The sequence below is a fragment of the Bacteroidia bacterium genome (assembly GCA_020852255.1).
Classification (GTDB): Bacteria; Bacteroidota; Bacteroidia; order JADZBD01; family JADZBD01; genus JADZBD01.
Map to the genome: position 1 here is coordinate 13,634 of JADZBD010000027.1, position 15,463 is coordinate 29,096.

The following is a 15,463-nucleotide window of genomic DNA, read 5'->3' on the forward strand; positions in this document are numbered from 1 at the left end:
CCAAAACTGAACATAAATCCGGTACGTAAGTGGAAATGGCGCATTTTAGGCGCCGGATCATTTGCAGGTCTCCTTGTTTTGCAATATTCTTGTATAAGCAATTCTTTCTCATGAAGATCACAAACACGCTTTTTCTCTCCGCACTCCTCATGGGGGGGGGGTAATGTACTCCCAGACTAACACCTTTCCTTCTTCCGGAAACACGGGTGTTGGTACAACAAATCCCGGCGAAAAGCTGGAAGTAGTCGGAAATATTAAAGTCACGGGCGATCTTGTGGTTGGCGGGCTTTCCCGCTTAAAAAGCAATGTGCTCATAGAAGGCCCCCTCCGTTTAAAACCTTTTACCCTGAATTACCAGGCACCGGACCGGTTGCTGGGCGTAAATGCCATGGGTGTGGTGACGGTAAATCCTAATATTGACCGTTTGAATGTGTTTCGGATTGCGCCGCTGCCGGGGGATAGTATTATTCGCCTGGGAGATAGTACTATATCGGTACACAGCACCCGAAACTATTTTTACGTTGATCCGGCGTTGACTCCAAATAGTCTATTTAAAGGAGTCGGACTTGGAAATTATTGCTATTCTATTGGGCTGAATTCTGTAAATGTAGGTTATGCAAGTCATGGAACGGGTGACTATTCCGTTACACTGGGGGGCAATTTAGTTGCCTTTGCCCCCTATTCTATGGTAATAGGCCAAAGTGCCTCAACATCAAGCAGGATCATTAATACTATACCGAATTCATTGATGATTGGCTTTAATAGTGATCGACCTACAGTTTTTGTTAGTCCTGCAGCAGGCCCTGGCACCACCGGAGTCGTGTGTATAGGAACCACCATAGTTCCGAATGGAACACAATACAAATTAGCCGTTGCCGGCACCATTCTCAGTCACGAGGTGGAAGTTGTCGCTCCCACTCAATGGCCCGATTATGTATTTGAGAAAGATTATAAACTCATGTCGCTCGATGAACGAAAGATGTATCTTCAAAAGCATAAACACCTGCCCTGGATGTTTTCTTCAGAGGAGCTAAGTGCAAACGGCATAGCCGTGGCGGAGATGTTCAAGTCGCTGACAAAGAACATTGAGGAGCTGAATCTGTACATTCTTCAGCAACAGGAGCTGATAAAGTCCCTGGAGAAGCGACTTCTTGAAATGGAACAAAAAGGCAGATAGGCATGAGACAGATTTTCACCCTCATGCTTGCCGGCGCGGCAGTGTACTGCGCCCAGAGTCAGGTGCCCTTCCCATGTACACATACCCAGGGCGGACCTTACTCATCCGGCACACATACGCTGTATAATTCCGAATGCGTAATATCCCCCGGAGTTATCCCCGTACCAACGGTATTTGACCAGCAGGCTAACGTGGATTTTAAATCAGGGAAGAACATCAAACTGCTTCCGGGTTTTAAGGCCGGGAATTTTAGTACAGGTCATTTTATAGCGCATATCGAAGAGCCAGCCCTGAATGCCCTTATCTATAGTCCGGCCAATTACATCCCATTAATACTCCCATTCTGAAATATCATAAATTTGAGATCGGAGTGGAACTTCCTCAGTACATACAGGATCAGATCAACAGCTTCATTGCCGGCAACACGGGTATTAATCCCTACGATCCGGACCAGATCAAGATTCAGGTTGATTTTCAGCATCAGCTGACCGGAAATGTTTATACGCGCTACGGATTCTATTACCAGGACGTGAGTGTTTCGGGTACAACCTGGATCATCAATGCCAGTACACCGCATCCCTTCCGTGTCCGCTTTGCCCCACCCCTTGATGGGTTTTGGTATGCCTTCATTAAGCTCATTGTTAACAACACGCCCGTTGGAAATCCGTATGCAGCGAATTTTATTGTTTCGCCATCGGCAGAGAAGGGACATTTGCAGGTGGGAAGCAGAAGCCAGACTCTGAGATACGAAAATGGAGGCTCTTTTTACATTCTGGGACGAAATGTGGCGGGGGCGAGCGAAGAGCCCTGGGAATCTTGCAACACGACTCCTCAGAGATTTAATGACCAGAGATTCTATATAGCAGACCTTGGAAACAGTGGGGGAAATTTTATCCGGATCAGGATGGATGCTTCTACCAACGGAATTGAATGGGGTATGACCAGCTGCGGAAACTATCAAAACCGGCAGGACCACGCCTTTGAGTTGGACAAAACGCTGACACTTTGTGAGGAAAAGAATCTTTTCATTATGTTATGTCTTCAAAACGACCAGGAACTTAGTACCTATTTTAACTGGGACGGTAGCGACCACCAGCATTGTTCTTCCTGGGGTGCTGTTGGGCAAGGATCGGTTCCAAACACAATTGCTTTGAATCCGTATTATCATCTATTGGGCGGACCATCTATAAATCCCTCCCCCGACCAGTTCTTTACATCAGTGCTTGCAAAAAGCTATTTCAAAAAGCGCATCTTTTATATTAATGCCCGCTGGGGATATAGCACATCTATCGGGATGTGGGAATTGATCAATGAAACGGACAACCTGGGTGATAATGGGAATGGCAAATTATATACCTCATCAGGCTTTCAGGATAATTTTGAATCATGGGCCTGTGAGATGAGTTGGTATCTTAAACAGTTCTATCCCAATCACCTGGTTACCAATGGGTATACACAAGCCGGGCCGGGAGTTAACGATGACACGTTTGGATGCAGTAATGTTGATGTTATGTCCGTTAATTCATATAGCGATGATCATGGTGACAACGGCGAAAACGGAACTTTCAATTATAACGATCGTATTAAATTACCGCCGGGAAGCGTGGTCAATATGGATAAGCTGGCTTATGCCAAACCTTTTATTATTGGAGAGGCGGGCTTGATGCCTTTCAACGGGTATCCACTATGTGATCAATGTACCGACAAGGCTTTTCATAATTGCGTATGGTCCACTGCGTTTTCAGATCATGCAGGTACTGCGCTCTATTGGTGGGACTGGGAGCAAATTAATGTGCGGCATAATGATAATTTTACAGCACTCTCAAACTTTTTCAATGGGGTTGACTTTGAATCTAATGACTTCCGTCATTATCATGCAAAGGACTATCAATCCTCGAAACAGGTAGATTTTTATTACTTACTGGAAGAGAATCACGATGACAAAGCCATGGGTTGGCTTCACAACCACTCCGTACATTATCTCAGCGAAGGATCTTCCTGTATCAGCAGTTGTGCTCCTTCGAGCTATACTTCGTCAGTTCAGTCTATCTACGATACCCCCGGAAATCCCAAAGTTGATCTCAACTGGTTTCTCATAGGAAAGCAATACAAGATTGATTTTTTCGATACGTACGTGGATGGTCATCAGATTGGCTGGATGACACTATCTTCAACCCTGGCCGGACATATTAAATTCAGGGTTGCGCTTAATGCCTCCTACAATCCATCGCAGCTCTGGTGGCCCGATAAGGCGTTCAAACTGTACCGTATTAACCAGACTTTCAAAGAAGGATCCGGAGACTCCCTGTTTCTTCCCAACGATACGCTAACAGCCTCCATGATACCTCTTGAATTCAAGGGAAAAATAGATGAAAATCACGAGCACTATGAGAAGTTCTGGAACTTCGGGAATGGCATCATTTCCAATGCAAATTATCCTTCCGTTGTATACGATATGCCCGGAATATTCAACGCCAGCCTGCACTATGTTGATTCCGGCGGGAAGGAACATTATATTTTTCAGACCTTTGTAGTTCTCGACTCCTCGGGCACTATCCCAGATTCCAAAAGGGAAGTCATATCCGGTCACCCCCCAGCCACTGATATTCAAATAATTCCCAATCCTGCTGGGGACCACATTTTTCTTTCTTTCCCGACTCATCAAGCAGGACATGATTACAGCATCCGTATTTATTCAGTTCATGGACAATTACTAAAATCGCTTGAGAGTTCTGCAAACGATTTTACTATTGATATTTCATTTCTGGTTCCGGGACTATATTTTCTTTCCGCAGACTTCAGAACAACCACTTATCATCATTACTTTATCAAAAAATGAATAAATCTATTTACTTTATTTCTTTGATGGTGGCTGCTTTCTCATTATCACTTGCATCACAAGATGCAAAAAAGTTCAAACGCTTTACCAGTTTGACATTTTCGGCCGGAGTTTCCATTTCAGATGCTAAGATAAAATCTCCCCAATCTGAGATATTTCAATACTGGCCTACCAATGAATACCTCTACAAGGTCAGCGAAAAGCGAGGCCGGATATTCCCTAAAACACGAATGGATATCGGAGTGCAATATCAGCTTTCAAAATCCGCCGCGATCGCTTTTTCGATTGGGCAAGTTTCCACCGTTTTCCTTGCACGGATCAAGGAGTTCTATCCCACCCAGGATTATTATGATTATGCTCCGAATCACAGTTTCGCCTTCTACATAGCTGCCAATGATACTTTTATTCTGGAGGAAGTTTATGGCATTTCCTCCTGGGTGGTTACAGGTAGTTGCATTTTTAACATAGGATCAAGTAAAAGACACTTTCTTGGAGCAGGCCTGAGGTACAACCGGGGGTATGCTGTTTTTGCCCAAAGAACTTACGAAAATGGTTATGTTGAGCAGAGCGAGGAGGTTGATGGGGGACTAGATGATGCTGTCCGCCCTTCCGTAACATTGGAATACCGTTACTGCCGCAGTTTGACTGAGTGCTTTTCCATTTATCTTGTAACTGAGGCTGACTATAACATCGATATTCCCTGGATTGGTGATTGGCACTGGTACCTGGGGCCGCGTTATCACAAAACCAATCCTGATGTTCAGCTCTCCCACATTGTGGGGTTGAGTAGTCGTTTAGGTCTTTCATTTAACTTTAGATGAATCAATAAAATCAAATATGAAATTGGGCAATATGTTTTTTCTCGCTAATCCTTCGTTTTATCTTCGCAATTGGTTCCCGCTACCGTTGTCGATATATTCGACACATGCCTTTCACCAATGGACACCGCAAACCTCCACCACCAGTAACGAAATTAAAGCGGTACAATTTTTAAATGCGAACACCGGTATCGCGCTGGCAGGTTTAACGCAATTAAATACCAGCAATGGAGGATAAACCTGGACCTTAAGCTATTCAAGTTCCTCCACTTTAAATTCCCTTGGTTTTCCACGTCTCACCATCGAGTATGCTGTAGGTACAGGTGGAACCATATACAAATACGATCCGTCCTGCGGTATAACTGAACCGGAGCGTCCCATTGGTCAGCTGCTTCCCGAAACCGGTAAACAAACCGGAAAGATGGTTCGAGAGTAATTCTCCTTTCCCTTTTCTCCAATAAAATTTCGAACATCCTTGTCATCGCTCCCTGATTTCATCGTCTTGCAAGTGCCAGTGGATCGGGACGCATAAACTGCTGTTTTTCAGCGACCAAGCACGGATCCAAATGGTCGAATTCCTGATCCTGCGCAGCCGAAAAATGCTTACTTTTATTCGCATTTTTTCAATCCTATATCCTTTATGCAAACGGCTGAAATTAAAGATGTTGAAAGTGTGGTGATCCGTTTTTCCGGCGACTCCGGAGACGGAATGCAGTTAACAGGAACGCAGTTCACCGACACCGCGGCTTTTCTTGGAAAAGATCTGGCCACATTTCCTGAATATCCCGCAGAGATTCGTGCCCCCGCAGGCACCGTGGCCGGACTTTCCGGTTTTCAGGTGCACTTCGGAAGCAAGGAAATCTTTACTCCCGGTGATAAATACGATGTACTCGTGGCCATGAATGCGGCCGCACTCAAAGTGGATCTGAAGAACCTTAAACACGGCGGTATCATTATCGCAAATACGGCCGGATTCGATGGCAAGAATCTCCGGCTGGCGGATTATCCTGATGGAGCAAAGCCGCTGGACGATAGTTCGCTTTCGAATTACATTGTCTATAAAATGGATGTTACCAAAATGACAAGGGATGCCCTCGAAGGATCCGGTTTAGGTAACAAGGAGGTGGAACGTTCTAAAAATATGTTCGTCCTCGGACTGCTTTACTGGCTGTTCGATAAATCCATGGATTATACCACTGGTTTTATCAACGAGAAATTCGGCAAGAAACCGGATATCGCCGCAGCCAATATCAAGGCAATGACAGCAGGATATAATTACGGGGAGACGGCAGAAATTTTTACCACTCGTTTTAAAATATCTCAGGCCGTTCTTCCAAAAGGTGAGTATAGAAACATCACAGGAAACCAGGCGGCCGCTATCGGTTTTATTGCTGCCAGGGAAAAATCCGGGATTCCTGTTTTCCTCGGTTCTTATCCTATCACCCCGGCATCCGATATCCTTCATGAGCTTTCCAAGTACAAGCACATGGGAGTAAAAACGTACCAGGCGGAGGACGAGATCGCCGCCATTGCTTCAGCTATTGGTGCTTCTTTTGGTGGTTCACTGGGTATAACTACTACCTCCGGTCCGGGTGTTGCGCTAAAAGGTGAAGCGCTTGGCCTTGCCACGATGCTTGAAATTCCGCTGGTGCTGGTAGACGTGCAGCGCGGTGGTCCTTCTACCGGCCTTCCCACAAAAACAGAACAGGCCGACCTTCTGATCGCCATGTTCGGAAGGCATGGCGAAGCCCCGCTTCCCATTATTGCGGCGAACTCGCCCTCTGATTGCTTCAATGCGGTGTTTGAGGCCTGCAAAATGTCTATCGAACACATGACACCGGTGATTGTTCTTACCGACGGTTATATTGCCAACGGTTCAGAACCCTGGAAGTTTCCGAAGGCCGGCGACCTGCCGGAAATTAAAGTGAGCTATCTGACGCAAAACAACAATCCGGATGGCAAAATATTGCCTTACAAGCGTGATGAGCGGCTGGTACGCCCCTGGATCAAACCGGGAACACCGGGTCTGATGCACCGGGTAGGCGGACTGGAGAAGGCGAAAGACACCGGGAATGTATCTTATGACGCGAAAAATCATGAATACATGATCCATATCCGGCAGGCCAAAGTAGATAAGATCGCCGATTTCATCCCTCCTGTGAAAGTGGAACTTGGGAAAGAAAATGCAAAGATCGGTGTGCTTGGATGGGGAAGTACCTTCGGTGCTATCAAAGGCGCAGTGAAGGAGCTGATTGAAGAAGGACACGACGTGGCACATGTACACCTGCGCAATATGAATCCCTTCCCGAAAAATCTCGGGCAGGTGTTATCTAAGTTCGGAAAGGTAATTGTGCCCGAAATGAATAACCGCCAGCTGGTAAGGCTAATCCGTGATCAGTTTATGATACCGGCAGAAAGTTATACCAAAATTCAGGGGCTGCCTTTCACCACCGATGAATTGAAAATCAAGATCATTGAAACGCTAAAAAAATAAATGCTATGCCGACTATAACATCTCAGGCTACCAACGGAAAAATGCAGTCCAAGGATTTTGCTTCCGACCAGGAAGTAAAATGGTGTCCCGGTTGCGGTGATTATTCGATCCTGAAACAAACTCAAACCGTATTCGCCGAGCTTGGAATCGCTAAGGAAAATTTTGCCTTCATCTCCGGCATCGGATGCTCCAGCCGTTTTCCTTATTATATGGATACATATGGGATGCATTCGATCCACGGCCGGGCGCTCTCGATTGCTACCGGGGTGAAAACATCGCGGCCTGACCTGAGCGTTTGGGTGGTTACCGGCGACGGCGACTGCTTGTCCATCGGTGGGAATCACTTCATTCATACCCTGCGGCGGAACCCGGATATTAATATTCTGCTTTTCAATAACCAGATCTACGGATTAACAAAAGGGCAGTATTCCCCGACTTCCGAATTGGGAAAGGTTTCTAAATCTACTCCTTACGGTTCGGTGGATGAGCCCTTCAATCCGGCGGAACTGGCGCTGGGTGCTAAAGGAACTTTTTATGCCCGTACCATGGACCGCGATCCCAAACACATGCAGGTGATGCTGAAGCGGGCGCATGAACACAAAGGATCTTCACTGGTAGAGATTTACCAGAATTGCACGGTATTCAACGACGGGGCTTTCTTTACCTATACGGAGAAGGATACCCGGAAAGCAGAAAGTCTTTTCGTGGAGCATGAAAAGCCGCTGGTCTTCGGCGCAAATGACGAATTCGGAATCCTGCTGGACGGTTTTGTTCCCCGGATCGTGAATATTAAGGACGGAAAGCATTCCGCAAACGATCTTTGGATACACGACGAGAAGGACAAAACAAAAGCGGTACTGCTTGCAAGGTTTTTTGACAGCCCGGCCAAAGCCGGTCATTTACCCCGTCCTTTCGGCGTATTTTACACAGAACAGCGCGAGGTGCTGGATCAGCAGCTGGATAAACAGATGGAGGAGGTAACTGCTAAAAAGGGAAAGCTTTCGCTGGATAAAATTCTTTCAGGAGATAAAACCTGGAAGATCAACTAAGCGGGGGACTTCATTCATGCTGCGCTTTCCAATTCCCTTTCTGTTCTTTTTTGTTCTGTATTATTGCGGAACAGCGCAGCAGTATAATCTGCGAAGCTATTCATTGGAGGATGGTCTGTCGCAGTCACAGGCATTGGCCATTTTCGAAGATTCCCGCGGATTTCTCTGGATCGGAACCAGCGGTGGCGGAGTGGCACGCTTCGACGGAAAGAACTTCGTTACCTACGAGGAAAAAGACGGCCTCGGTGGTAAAATTGTTCCTTGTATTGCGGAAGACCATAAAGGAGATATCTGGTTCGCCTGCACCTGGGGCGGCATCTCTGTTTTCGACGGCAGTAATTTCCGGAAGATCGGGGTCCAGGATGGACTTTTAAGCACAAGTATTTCCGGCATGCTGGCAGACGGGGAGAATATGGTGATTGGCACCTCCAGCGGACTTACTGTTTTCACCCGTGGAAGCTTTAAATCCTATACAGAAGATCCGGAAACACACGTGCAGCTTCAGGTTACTTGTCTTTACCGTTCCGCGCCGGGCGTAATTTGGGTCGGAACAACCGCCGGCCTTTATCGCTTCGCCAACGGAACACTAACACGGGCGGGACGTAAAGCAACAACACTCAACGGGCATATTACAGGAATTTCGGATTACGGGCAGGGTAAATTGTTCATATCCGAAAGCCCTTCCCAGTTCTATTCCCTCAGTGTTTCCGGCAATGAAGAACCGGGAGTAATTCATTTGAAATCTGTGATCACTTCACATATAACAGGTACACTGAAGGATGCCGCCGGACGGATGTGGATTACCACCATGGGGCAGGGAATCCTGCTTATTGAAAGCGGGAATGAGATCTGGTTCACGCGTTCGAACGGACTGTCTAATATGAATGTGAACTGTGTTGCGGCTGACCGCTCCGGAAATGTCTGGTTCGGAATGAACGGCTCAGGTTTTCAGCGCTTTCGTGACAACCGCTTTATGTATTATACGAATGTTCCTTTGCTGAATTCCGACGGTATATTTGCCTTCAGTTCCGATAAAGAGGGTCGCCTTTGGGTTGGAACACTTGGAGAGGGTGCGGGAATCTGGGACGGGAAGGAAATGAAGACCGTCAGCGGCGTAAAGGGCAGAGTAAATTCTATCCTTAATACCTCCGGCGGTGAACCATGGATCGGCACCCACGAAGGTTTGTATAAATACAGCGGCGGTGCGGCGGTGCTGAAGAAATTATCCGATACGCTGAAAACAGGAGTGCGCGCATTGTTTGAAGATAGTAAAGGAACAATATGGGTAGGATGCGGCGGCGCGGGTCTTTTCCGTTTGAATGGAAATGAAGTGAAGTACTTCCGTCAGCAGGACGACGCTTACAACCTTAATGTATATAATTTTGTTGAAGCCACCGACGGAAGAATCTATTTCGGAACCGGCGATGGAATTTTCTTTGTCGAGAATGATAAAGTTTCGTTTCTGCCGGCCTCCAAGGAATTATGCAATTCGTATGCCGGATCAATGGTAAAAGATAACTTCGGAAATATCTGGGTGGGCACCGATCGCTGTGTGGGAGTGTATAATGGAAAAAGTTTTACTTCCTACGATGAAAAGAATGGACTGGCATCCGGCACCGTTTACCTTTTGCTCACCGATAAGAAAGGAAATATATGGGTAGGAACTAACCGCGGAGTGGATCGCCTGGAGGTGGATAAGGACGGGAAAATTGTTAAAATCCGGAACTATAACCGGAACGAGGGATTTACGGGCATTGAATGTAATTCCCGCGCTACGGCGATGGACCAGAACGGCGACCTGTGGTTCGGAACCATCAAGGGAGCCATTCGCTTTTCTCCCTCCCACGAAATACCTGACACCGGTGAACCGCTGGTTTTTATTCACAACGTGAGCCTTCAGTACCAGAAAGTGGACTGGGCACGCCTCAAAGATACGCTCACTCCCTGGTTCCGTTTACCCATTGAGCCGGTATTCTCGTACGGACAAAATCATATTTCATTTGAGTTTGTGGCTACGAGCAAAACACTGCCCGAAAATGTGAAGTATACTTTCCTGCTGGAAGGATTTGACAAGGAATGGACTCCTCCCGGCAGGGATATTGCCGCACACTACGTTAACCTGCCTCCCGGGAAATATACGTTTCATGTAAAGGCCATCAGCGCAGATGGTGTGGAAAGCAAGGAGCCGGCTTCCTTCAGTTTCCGCATTCTCTATCCCTTCTGGGCATCCTGGTGGTTTATTGCGATCTGCCTGGGCGGACTATTACTGGGAATAAACCGGTACAACAAAATGCGGAAAGCGAAGCTGGAAAAGGCCAATAAAACGCTGGAAGAAACCGTAGCGCAGCGCACCGCCGAACTTATTCGCCAGAAAGAGGAGAAGGAGATTCTTCTGAAAGAGATCCATCACCGGGTAAAGAATAATCTTCAGGTGATTAATTCGCTGATCAATATACAGTCGGGCTACGTGCAGGATCCCAGAGCGCTGGAAGTTTTCGAAGAATGCAAGAACCGCGTGAAGTCCATTGCGCTTATTCACGAAAGCCTTTATAAGAGTAATGAGGTGAGCCGTATCAATGTACGGGAGTACCTTCAGCTTATGCTTAAAGGACTGATTGACACCTATCAGGTGAATAAGGATATTCGCCTGAAGATAGATACCACCGTGAGCTACCTGAATCTGAATACGATTCTTCCGCTTGGACTTATGCTTAACGAGATCATATCCAATTCACTTAAATATGCTTTCCCCGATACGGATAAAGGAGAAATTCATATTGAACTGAAAGCCATTACCTCCGGTGAGTACGAATTGATCATCGGGGATAATGGGGTAGGATATAAGGGAGATCCGTTTGAAGGAGAGCAGCCCACGCTCGGACTGGAGCTTGTAAAGATTCTTACCGAGCAGCTGGACGGCAGCATTTCAAAAATGGACGTGCCCGGAACAGTGTATTATTTGAAGTTCAAACCTTCGGAGAAGTAGGTCACCCTCTCTCTCTATATATCTATATCTCTATATATCTATATCAGTACCCCAGTATCCATTCTATTTTTTCTTTCACCTTCTCCGCATTAGGCAGCATTGTACGCTCCAGAGTAGAGTTCAGGGGGATCGCCGGCAGATTCTCTGCTCCCATGCTTATGACAGGCGCATCCAGTTCCGCGAAGCATTTTTCAGAAATAAGTCCGGCCAGCGCACGGGCAAAGGAATTATCAAGGGTTTCTTCCGTGAGTACCAGGCAGCGGCCATGTTTTCTTACGGAGAAAAATACCGCTTCTTCGTCGAGCGGCACCAGTGTGCGCAGGTCTATGATCTCCACACGGTCAGGAAAATTTTTTGCCGCGTTCTTCGCCCAGTAAACGCCCATGCCGTAGGTGATGACAGTTAATGTAGGCAGGGAGGAAGGGGAGCAGGTAAGCACGTGACGGGATTTTCCGAGCGGGATGATGTAATGCTCATCGGGTTCCACCGTCCGCGAGTCTTCTGTGCCTTTGATCTTACTCCAGTATAATCCCTTATGTTCAAAGATCACCACGGGGTTAGGATCATAGTAAGCCGCTTTCATCAATCCTTTCAGATCGGCACCTGTGGAAGGATAAGCAACCTTTACACCTTTGATGTTGCATACCACTGACTCAACAGATGAAGAATGATACGGGCCCCCGGAGCCGTATGCGCCAATTGGTACGCGCAGGATCATGCTTACCGGCCATTTTCCGTTACTGAGGTAATTGGATCGTGCCACTTCTGTGAACAGCTGGTTGAGTCCCGGCCAGATATAATCTGCAAACTGTACTTCCACAATCGGTTTAAGTCCTACCGCACTCATACCTACGGTGCTTCCCACAATAAATGCTTCCTGGATAGGCGTATTGAATACACGATCATCACTAAACTGCTGGGCCAGGGTGGCAGCTTCCCTGAAAACACCGCCCAGCCTCCGGCCGACATCTTGACCGTAAAAAAGACATTCCCGGTGTTTTTCCATCAGTTCCCGGATGGCAAATAAAGCGCTGTCAACCATTACCGTGGGCAGTTTTCCTGCGGGAGTACGTTCTCCTTTTTCTTCCGTTACAGGTGTAGGCGCGAAAACATGTGTGAACAAATCTTCCGGGTGCGGATCTTCCGCGGCCAGCGCCTGTTCATATTCCTTTTGTACGAACGCGCGTGCATCATCCTCGGTTTTGGTAAGCATACCGGCTGCAAAGCCCGAACGGAGGAGCTGTTCTCTCAGCCGGGGGAAGGGATCTTTTTTACCGGCTTCCGCCAGATCGTCGCGATACCATTCTTTTCGTACACCGGAAGTATGATGATTCAGCAGAGGCACTTTGGCATGGATCATCATCGGGCGGCGTTCCCTGCGGATGATCTCCAGTACTTCCTGTACCGTTTCAAGACATTTTGTAAAGTCAGTTCCGTCAATGGTTCGCGTTTCCAGTCCGCGGAAACCTTTGGCATATTCCGTAGCGTCATTCACCCGGAATTCTTTAGCGTGAGCGGAAATATCCCATTCATTGTCCTGGATGAAGTAGAGGATGGGCAGTTTTTTCAGCACGGCCATCTGGAAGGCTTCGGCCACTTCTCCTTCAGTAATGGAAGCATCGCCGAGGGAGCATCCCACCACGGGTTTATCATCGCCTTTGTATTCTTCGATACCGAGTTTTTCGCGGTATTGAATACCCAGGGCAATACCGGTGGTGGGAATAGCCTGCATACCGGTGGCAGAACTCTGGTGGGGGATTTTTGGCATATCGCTGCGGCGCAGGCTGGGGTGGGAGTAGTAGGTACGCCCACCGGAGAAGGGATCATCTCTTTTGCCCAATAGCTGGAGCATAAGTTCAGAAGGCTTAATTCCTATACAGAGCAGGAGCGCGTCGTCGCGGTAATAGGCCGAAAGATAATCCTGTGGTTTTAGCTGCATACCCAAAGCGAGCTGGGCTGCTTCGTGGCCGCGTGAGGTGGCGTGAACATATTTTGAGGTAACTTCTTTGTTTGCCTCGTACAGTTCTGTCATGGCCCTGGCGGTACACATGAGCTCAAAGGCTTTCAGCAGCACCGCGTCAGGGCTGTGTTCCTCAGGCTTTTTTTTCACCGCTCCGGTTACATGCATGGGATGCTAATGTACGGATTATCAGGAATTTTATGACAGCGATGAGTAAAATATCTTTGGCCACAGGGCGAAAAAAATTTGCAGATTATTTTTGATTTGTTAAATTCGAGATCAGGGAAGAGGGGGTGGGTTTGTTTTCAGCAATTGGTTTTCATGATTTCAGCAGTGCTATATTATGTCTAAAGTGCCAACCGGATCAATATAACAATTGTTGTCCCGACCCGGAGGATTATACCAACTACCAGAATTATATAAATGCTATTAACCTTGCCAAGTCTCAAAATAGCGGCAATCAATAGGATTTCAATGGAAAGGGCTTCATTATGGATAATTCTATTGTTGATTTCATGCCTTAGTGCGTTGGGCCAAACCTATACAATTTTTACCTATGCAGGTAGCAGTTCCGGTTTTTCAGGTGATGGAGGTCCAGTGGCATTCGCACAGTTTTATAACCCTTCAAGTGTGGATATTGATAGGGTAGGCAATGTCTTTATTGCAGATGCAATGAATACGAGAATTCGCAAAGTTGATGCAATAAGTGGTAATATTTCCACCATTTGCGGTGACTCAACCGGACAGTATTTCGGGGACGGAGGGTTGGCTGTAAATGCCGGCATCGGGAACGTGCGCGGGCTCTGTGTTGACCAGTATAGTAATGTGTATTTTTGTGATTATTCGTACTCAACAATCAGAAAGATCGATGCCTCTACAGGAATTATCACCAAGATAGCAGGAGATCCAAGTAGTTGGGGATATAACGGTGATGGGGGGGTAGCAATAAACGCTCTTTTGTATAGACCCACCGCGGTCTTTGTAGATACAAGCAGCGGACAATTATATTTTTCAGATACTTATAATCATCGTATCAGGGTAATTTCATTGCAAACCGGCGTTATTAATACAGTTGCCGGTAATGGAATCTCTGGATTTTCCGGAGATGGCGGACCGGCTACATCTGCCCGTCTGAACTATCCAGTTAGTGTGACAAAGGATCTTTCAGGAAATATATATTTTGGAGACTACGGCAACCACGTTATTCGAAGGATTAGTGTTAATGGTGTGATTTCAACCATTGCTGGAACAGGCACTCCCGGATATGCCGGTGATGGTGGACCTGCCGTAAGCGCATATCTTTTCTCACCATGTGGATTGACATTAGTGGGTGATTCGCTTCTCTATTTTACAGATCTTGCAACGAATAGAGTCAGAATGATAAACCTGAACTCTGGTATCATTAACCTCGTGGCGGGAAATGGTGTGTATGGTTACGGAGGAGACGGTGGGCCTGCCCAGTTGGCCTCACTTGCCAATCCTAACGATTTAGCGATCACATCGTCGGGAGATATTCTGGTTGCAGATGTGTGGAATAGTCGCATTCGTAAAATCGCAATTCAGGTTGGATTTCCCGAGCTCATGAATGATTTTCAGGTTGATGTTTTTCCCAATCCATGCTCTACCTTGGCCCATATTTCCTCTCCTGTTAATATTGAGTCTGTCAGACTTTTTTCAATTGTGGGACAAGAGGTGATAAGTACTGAATTAAATCAATCTTTCTTTTCCCTTGACGTGAGCGCTTTTACCTCAGGGACCTATCTTTGGGTCATTCAGACTTCATCCGGAACGTCCCGTGGTCTGTTGGTAAAAGAGTAGGGTAGTACACTTTTATCAATATTGCCTAAGAAATGGGGAAGGCTAAAAATACAGATTATCGATGAAATATTATTTCAGCTAAAGGCTTCTAAATCAAACAATTTTCGACTTCATTACGAGGGCAATACCGTAAGAAGGGCTATGAGGACGCAGAGGCCAGCCAAGACTACTCATGCCATCCATTTTCCCTTATAGTGGAAATTCCGCTCAAATAGACCCCAACATTCCGCTTTAAACTGACCCCTCATAGTTGACTGCATTTTTGAGCTGATAAATGATCTGTTTTTGTTGTTACAGCTAAGTTAGTTTTTTTCTGTTTCTA

The 15,463-nt window shown here is 46.7% G+C and carries 9 protein-coding genes; 8 read left to right on the top strand and 1 reads right to left on the bottom strand.

The genetic code is table 11. The annotated features are described in order from the left end of the window. Nucleotides 1-163 precede the first annotated feature (163 nt). The 7 genes from IT233_14085 (at nt 164) to IT233_14115 (ending at nt 11,363) form a co-directional block, all read left to right on the top strand. Nucleotides 164-1,177: a hypothetical protein gene (locus IT233_14085; protein ID MCC7303766.1), complete on the top strand. Its 1,014-nt coding sequence runs from the start codon at nt 164-166 to the stop codon at nt 1,175-1,177. A gap of 2 nt (nt 1,178-1,179) precedes the next feature. Next, entirely contained in the window at nt 1,180-1,524 is a 345-nt protein-coding gene (locus IT233_14090) for a hypothetical protein (GenBank protein MCC7303767.1), read from the top strand. A gap of 23 nt (nt 1,525-1,547) precedes the next feature. Next, nucleotides 1,548-4,016 carry a T9SS type A sorting domain-containing protein gene (locus IT233_14095; protein MCC7303768.1) on the top strand — a complete coding sequence of 823 codons (2,469 nt, stop codon included), beginning with the start codon at nt 1,548-1,550 and terminating at the stop codon, nt 4,014-4,016. Then, complete coding sequence (locus IT233_14100; GenBank protein ID MCC7303769.1) at nt 4,013-4,837, top strand: hypothetical protein; 825 nt, start codon at nt 4,013-4,015, stop codon at nt 4,835-4,837. The genes IT233_14095 and IT233_14100 overlap by 4 nt, the downstream gene beginning before the upstream one ends. A gap of 637 nt (nt 4,838-5,474) precedes the next feature. Beyond that, entirely contained in the window at nt 5,475-7,328 is a 1,854-nt protein-coding gene (locus IT233_14105) for a 2-oxoacid:acceptor oxidoreductase subunit alpha (GenBank protein ID MCC7303770.1), read from the top strand. 5 nt (nt 7,329-7,333) lie between these two features. Next, a complete protein-coding gene (locus IT233_14110; protein ID MCC7303771.1) occupies nt 7,334-8,377 on the top strand; it encodes a 2-oxoacid:ferredoxin oxidoreductase subunit beta in 1,044 nt (347 codons plus the stop codon). A 16-nt stretch (nt 8,378-8,393) separates the two neighbouring features. After that, on the top strand, nt 8,394-11,363 hold the full coding sequence (locus IT233_14115; GenBank protein MCC7303772.1) for a hypothetical protein: 2,970 nt from the start codon (nt 8,394-8,396) through the stop codon (nt 11,361-11,363). Nucleotides 11,364-11,406: 43 nt separating this feature from the next. Here IT233_14115 and IT233_14120 read toward each other — a convergent pair whose 3' ends face one another. Beyond that, entirely contained in the window at nt 11,407-13,491 is a 2,085-nt protein-coding gene (locus tag IT233_14120) for a tungsten formylmethanofuran dehydrogenase (GenBank protein MCC7303773.1), read from the bottom strand. A 339-nt stretch (nt 13,492-13,830) separates the two neighbouring features. Between IT233_14120 and IT233_14125 the strand changes: the two genes are divergently transcribed. Continuing rightward, the gene (locus IT233_14125) at nt 13,831-15,141 is read left to right on the top strand and encodes a T9SS type A sorting domain-containing protein (GenBank protein ID MCC7303774.1); all 1,311 of its coding nucleotides are present in this window, start codon (nt 13,831-13,833) and stop codon (nt 15,139-15,141) included. Nucleotides 15,142-15,463 lie beyond the last annotated feature (322 nt).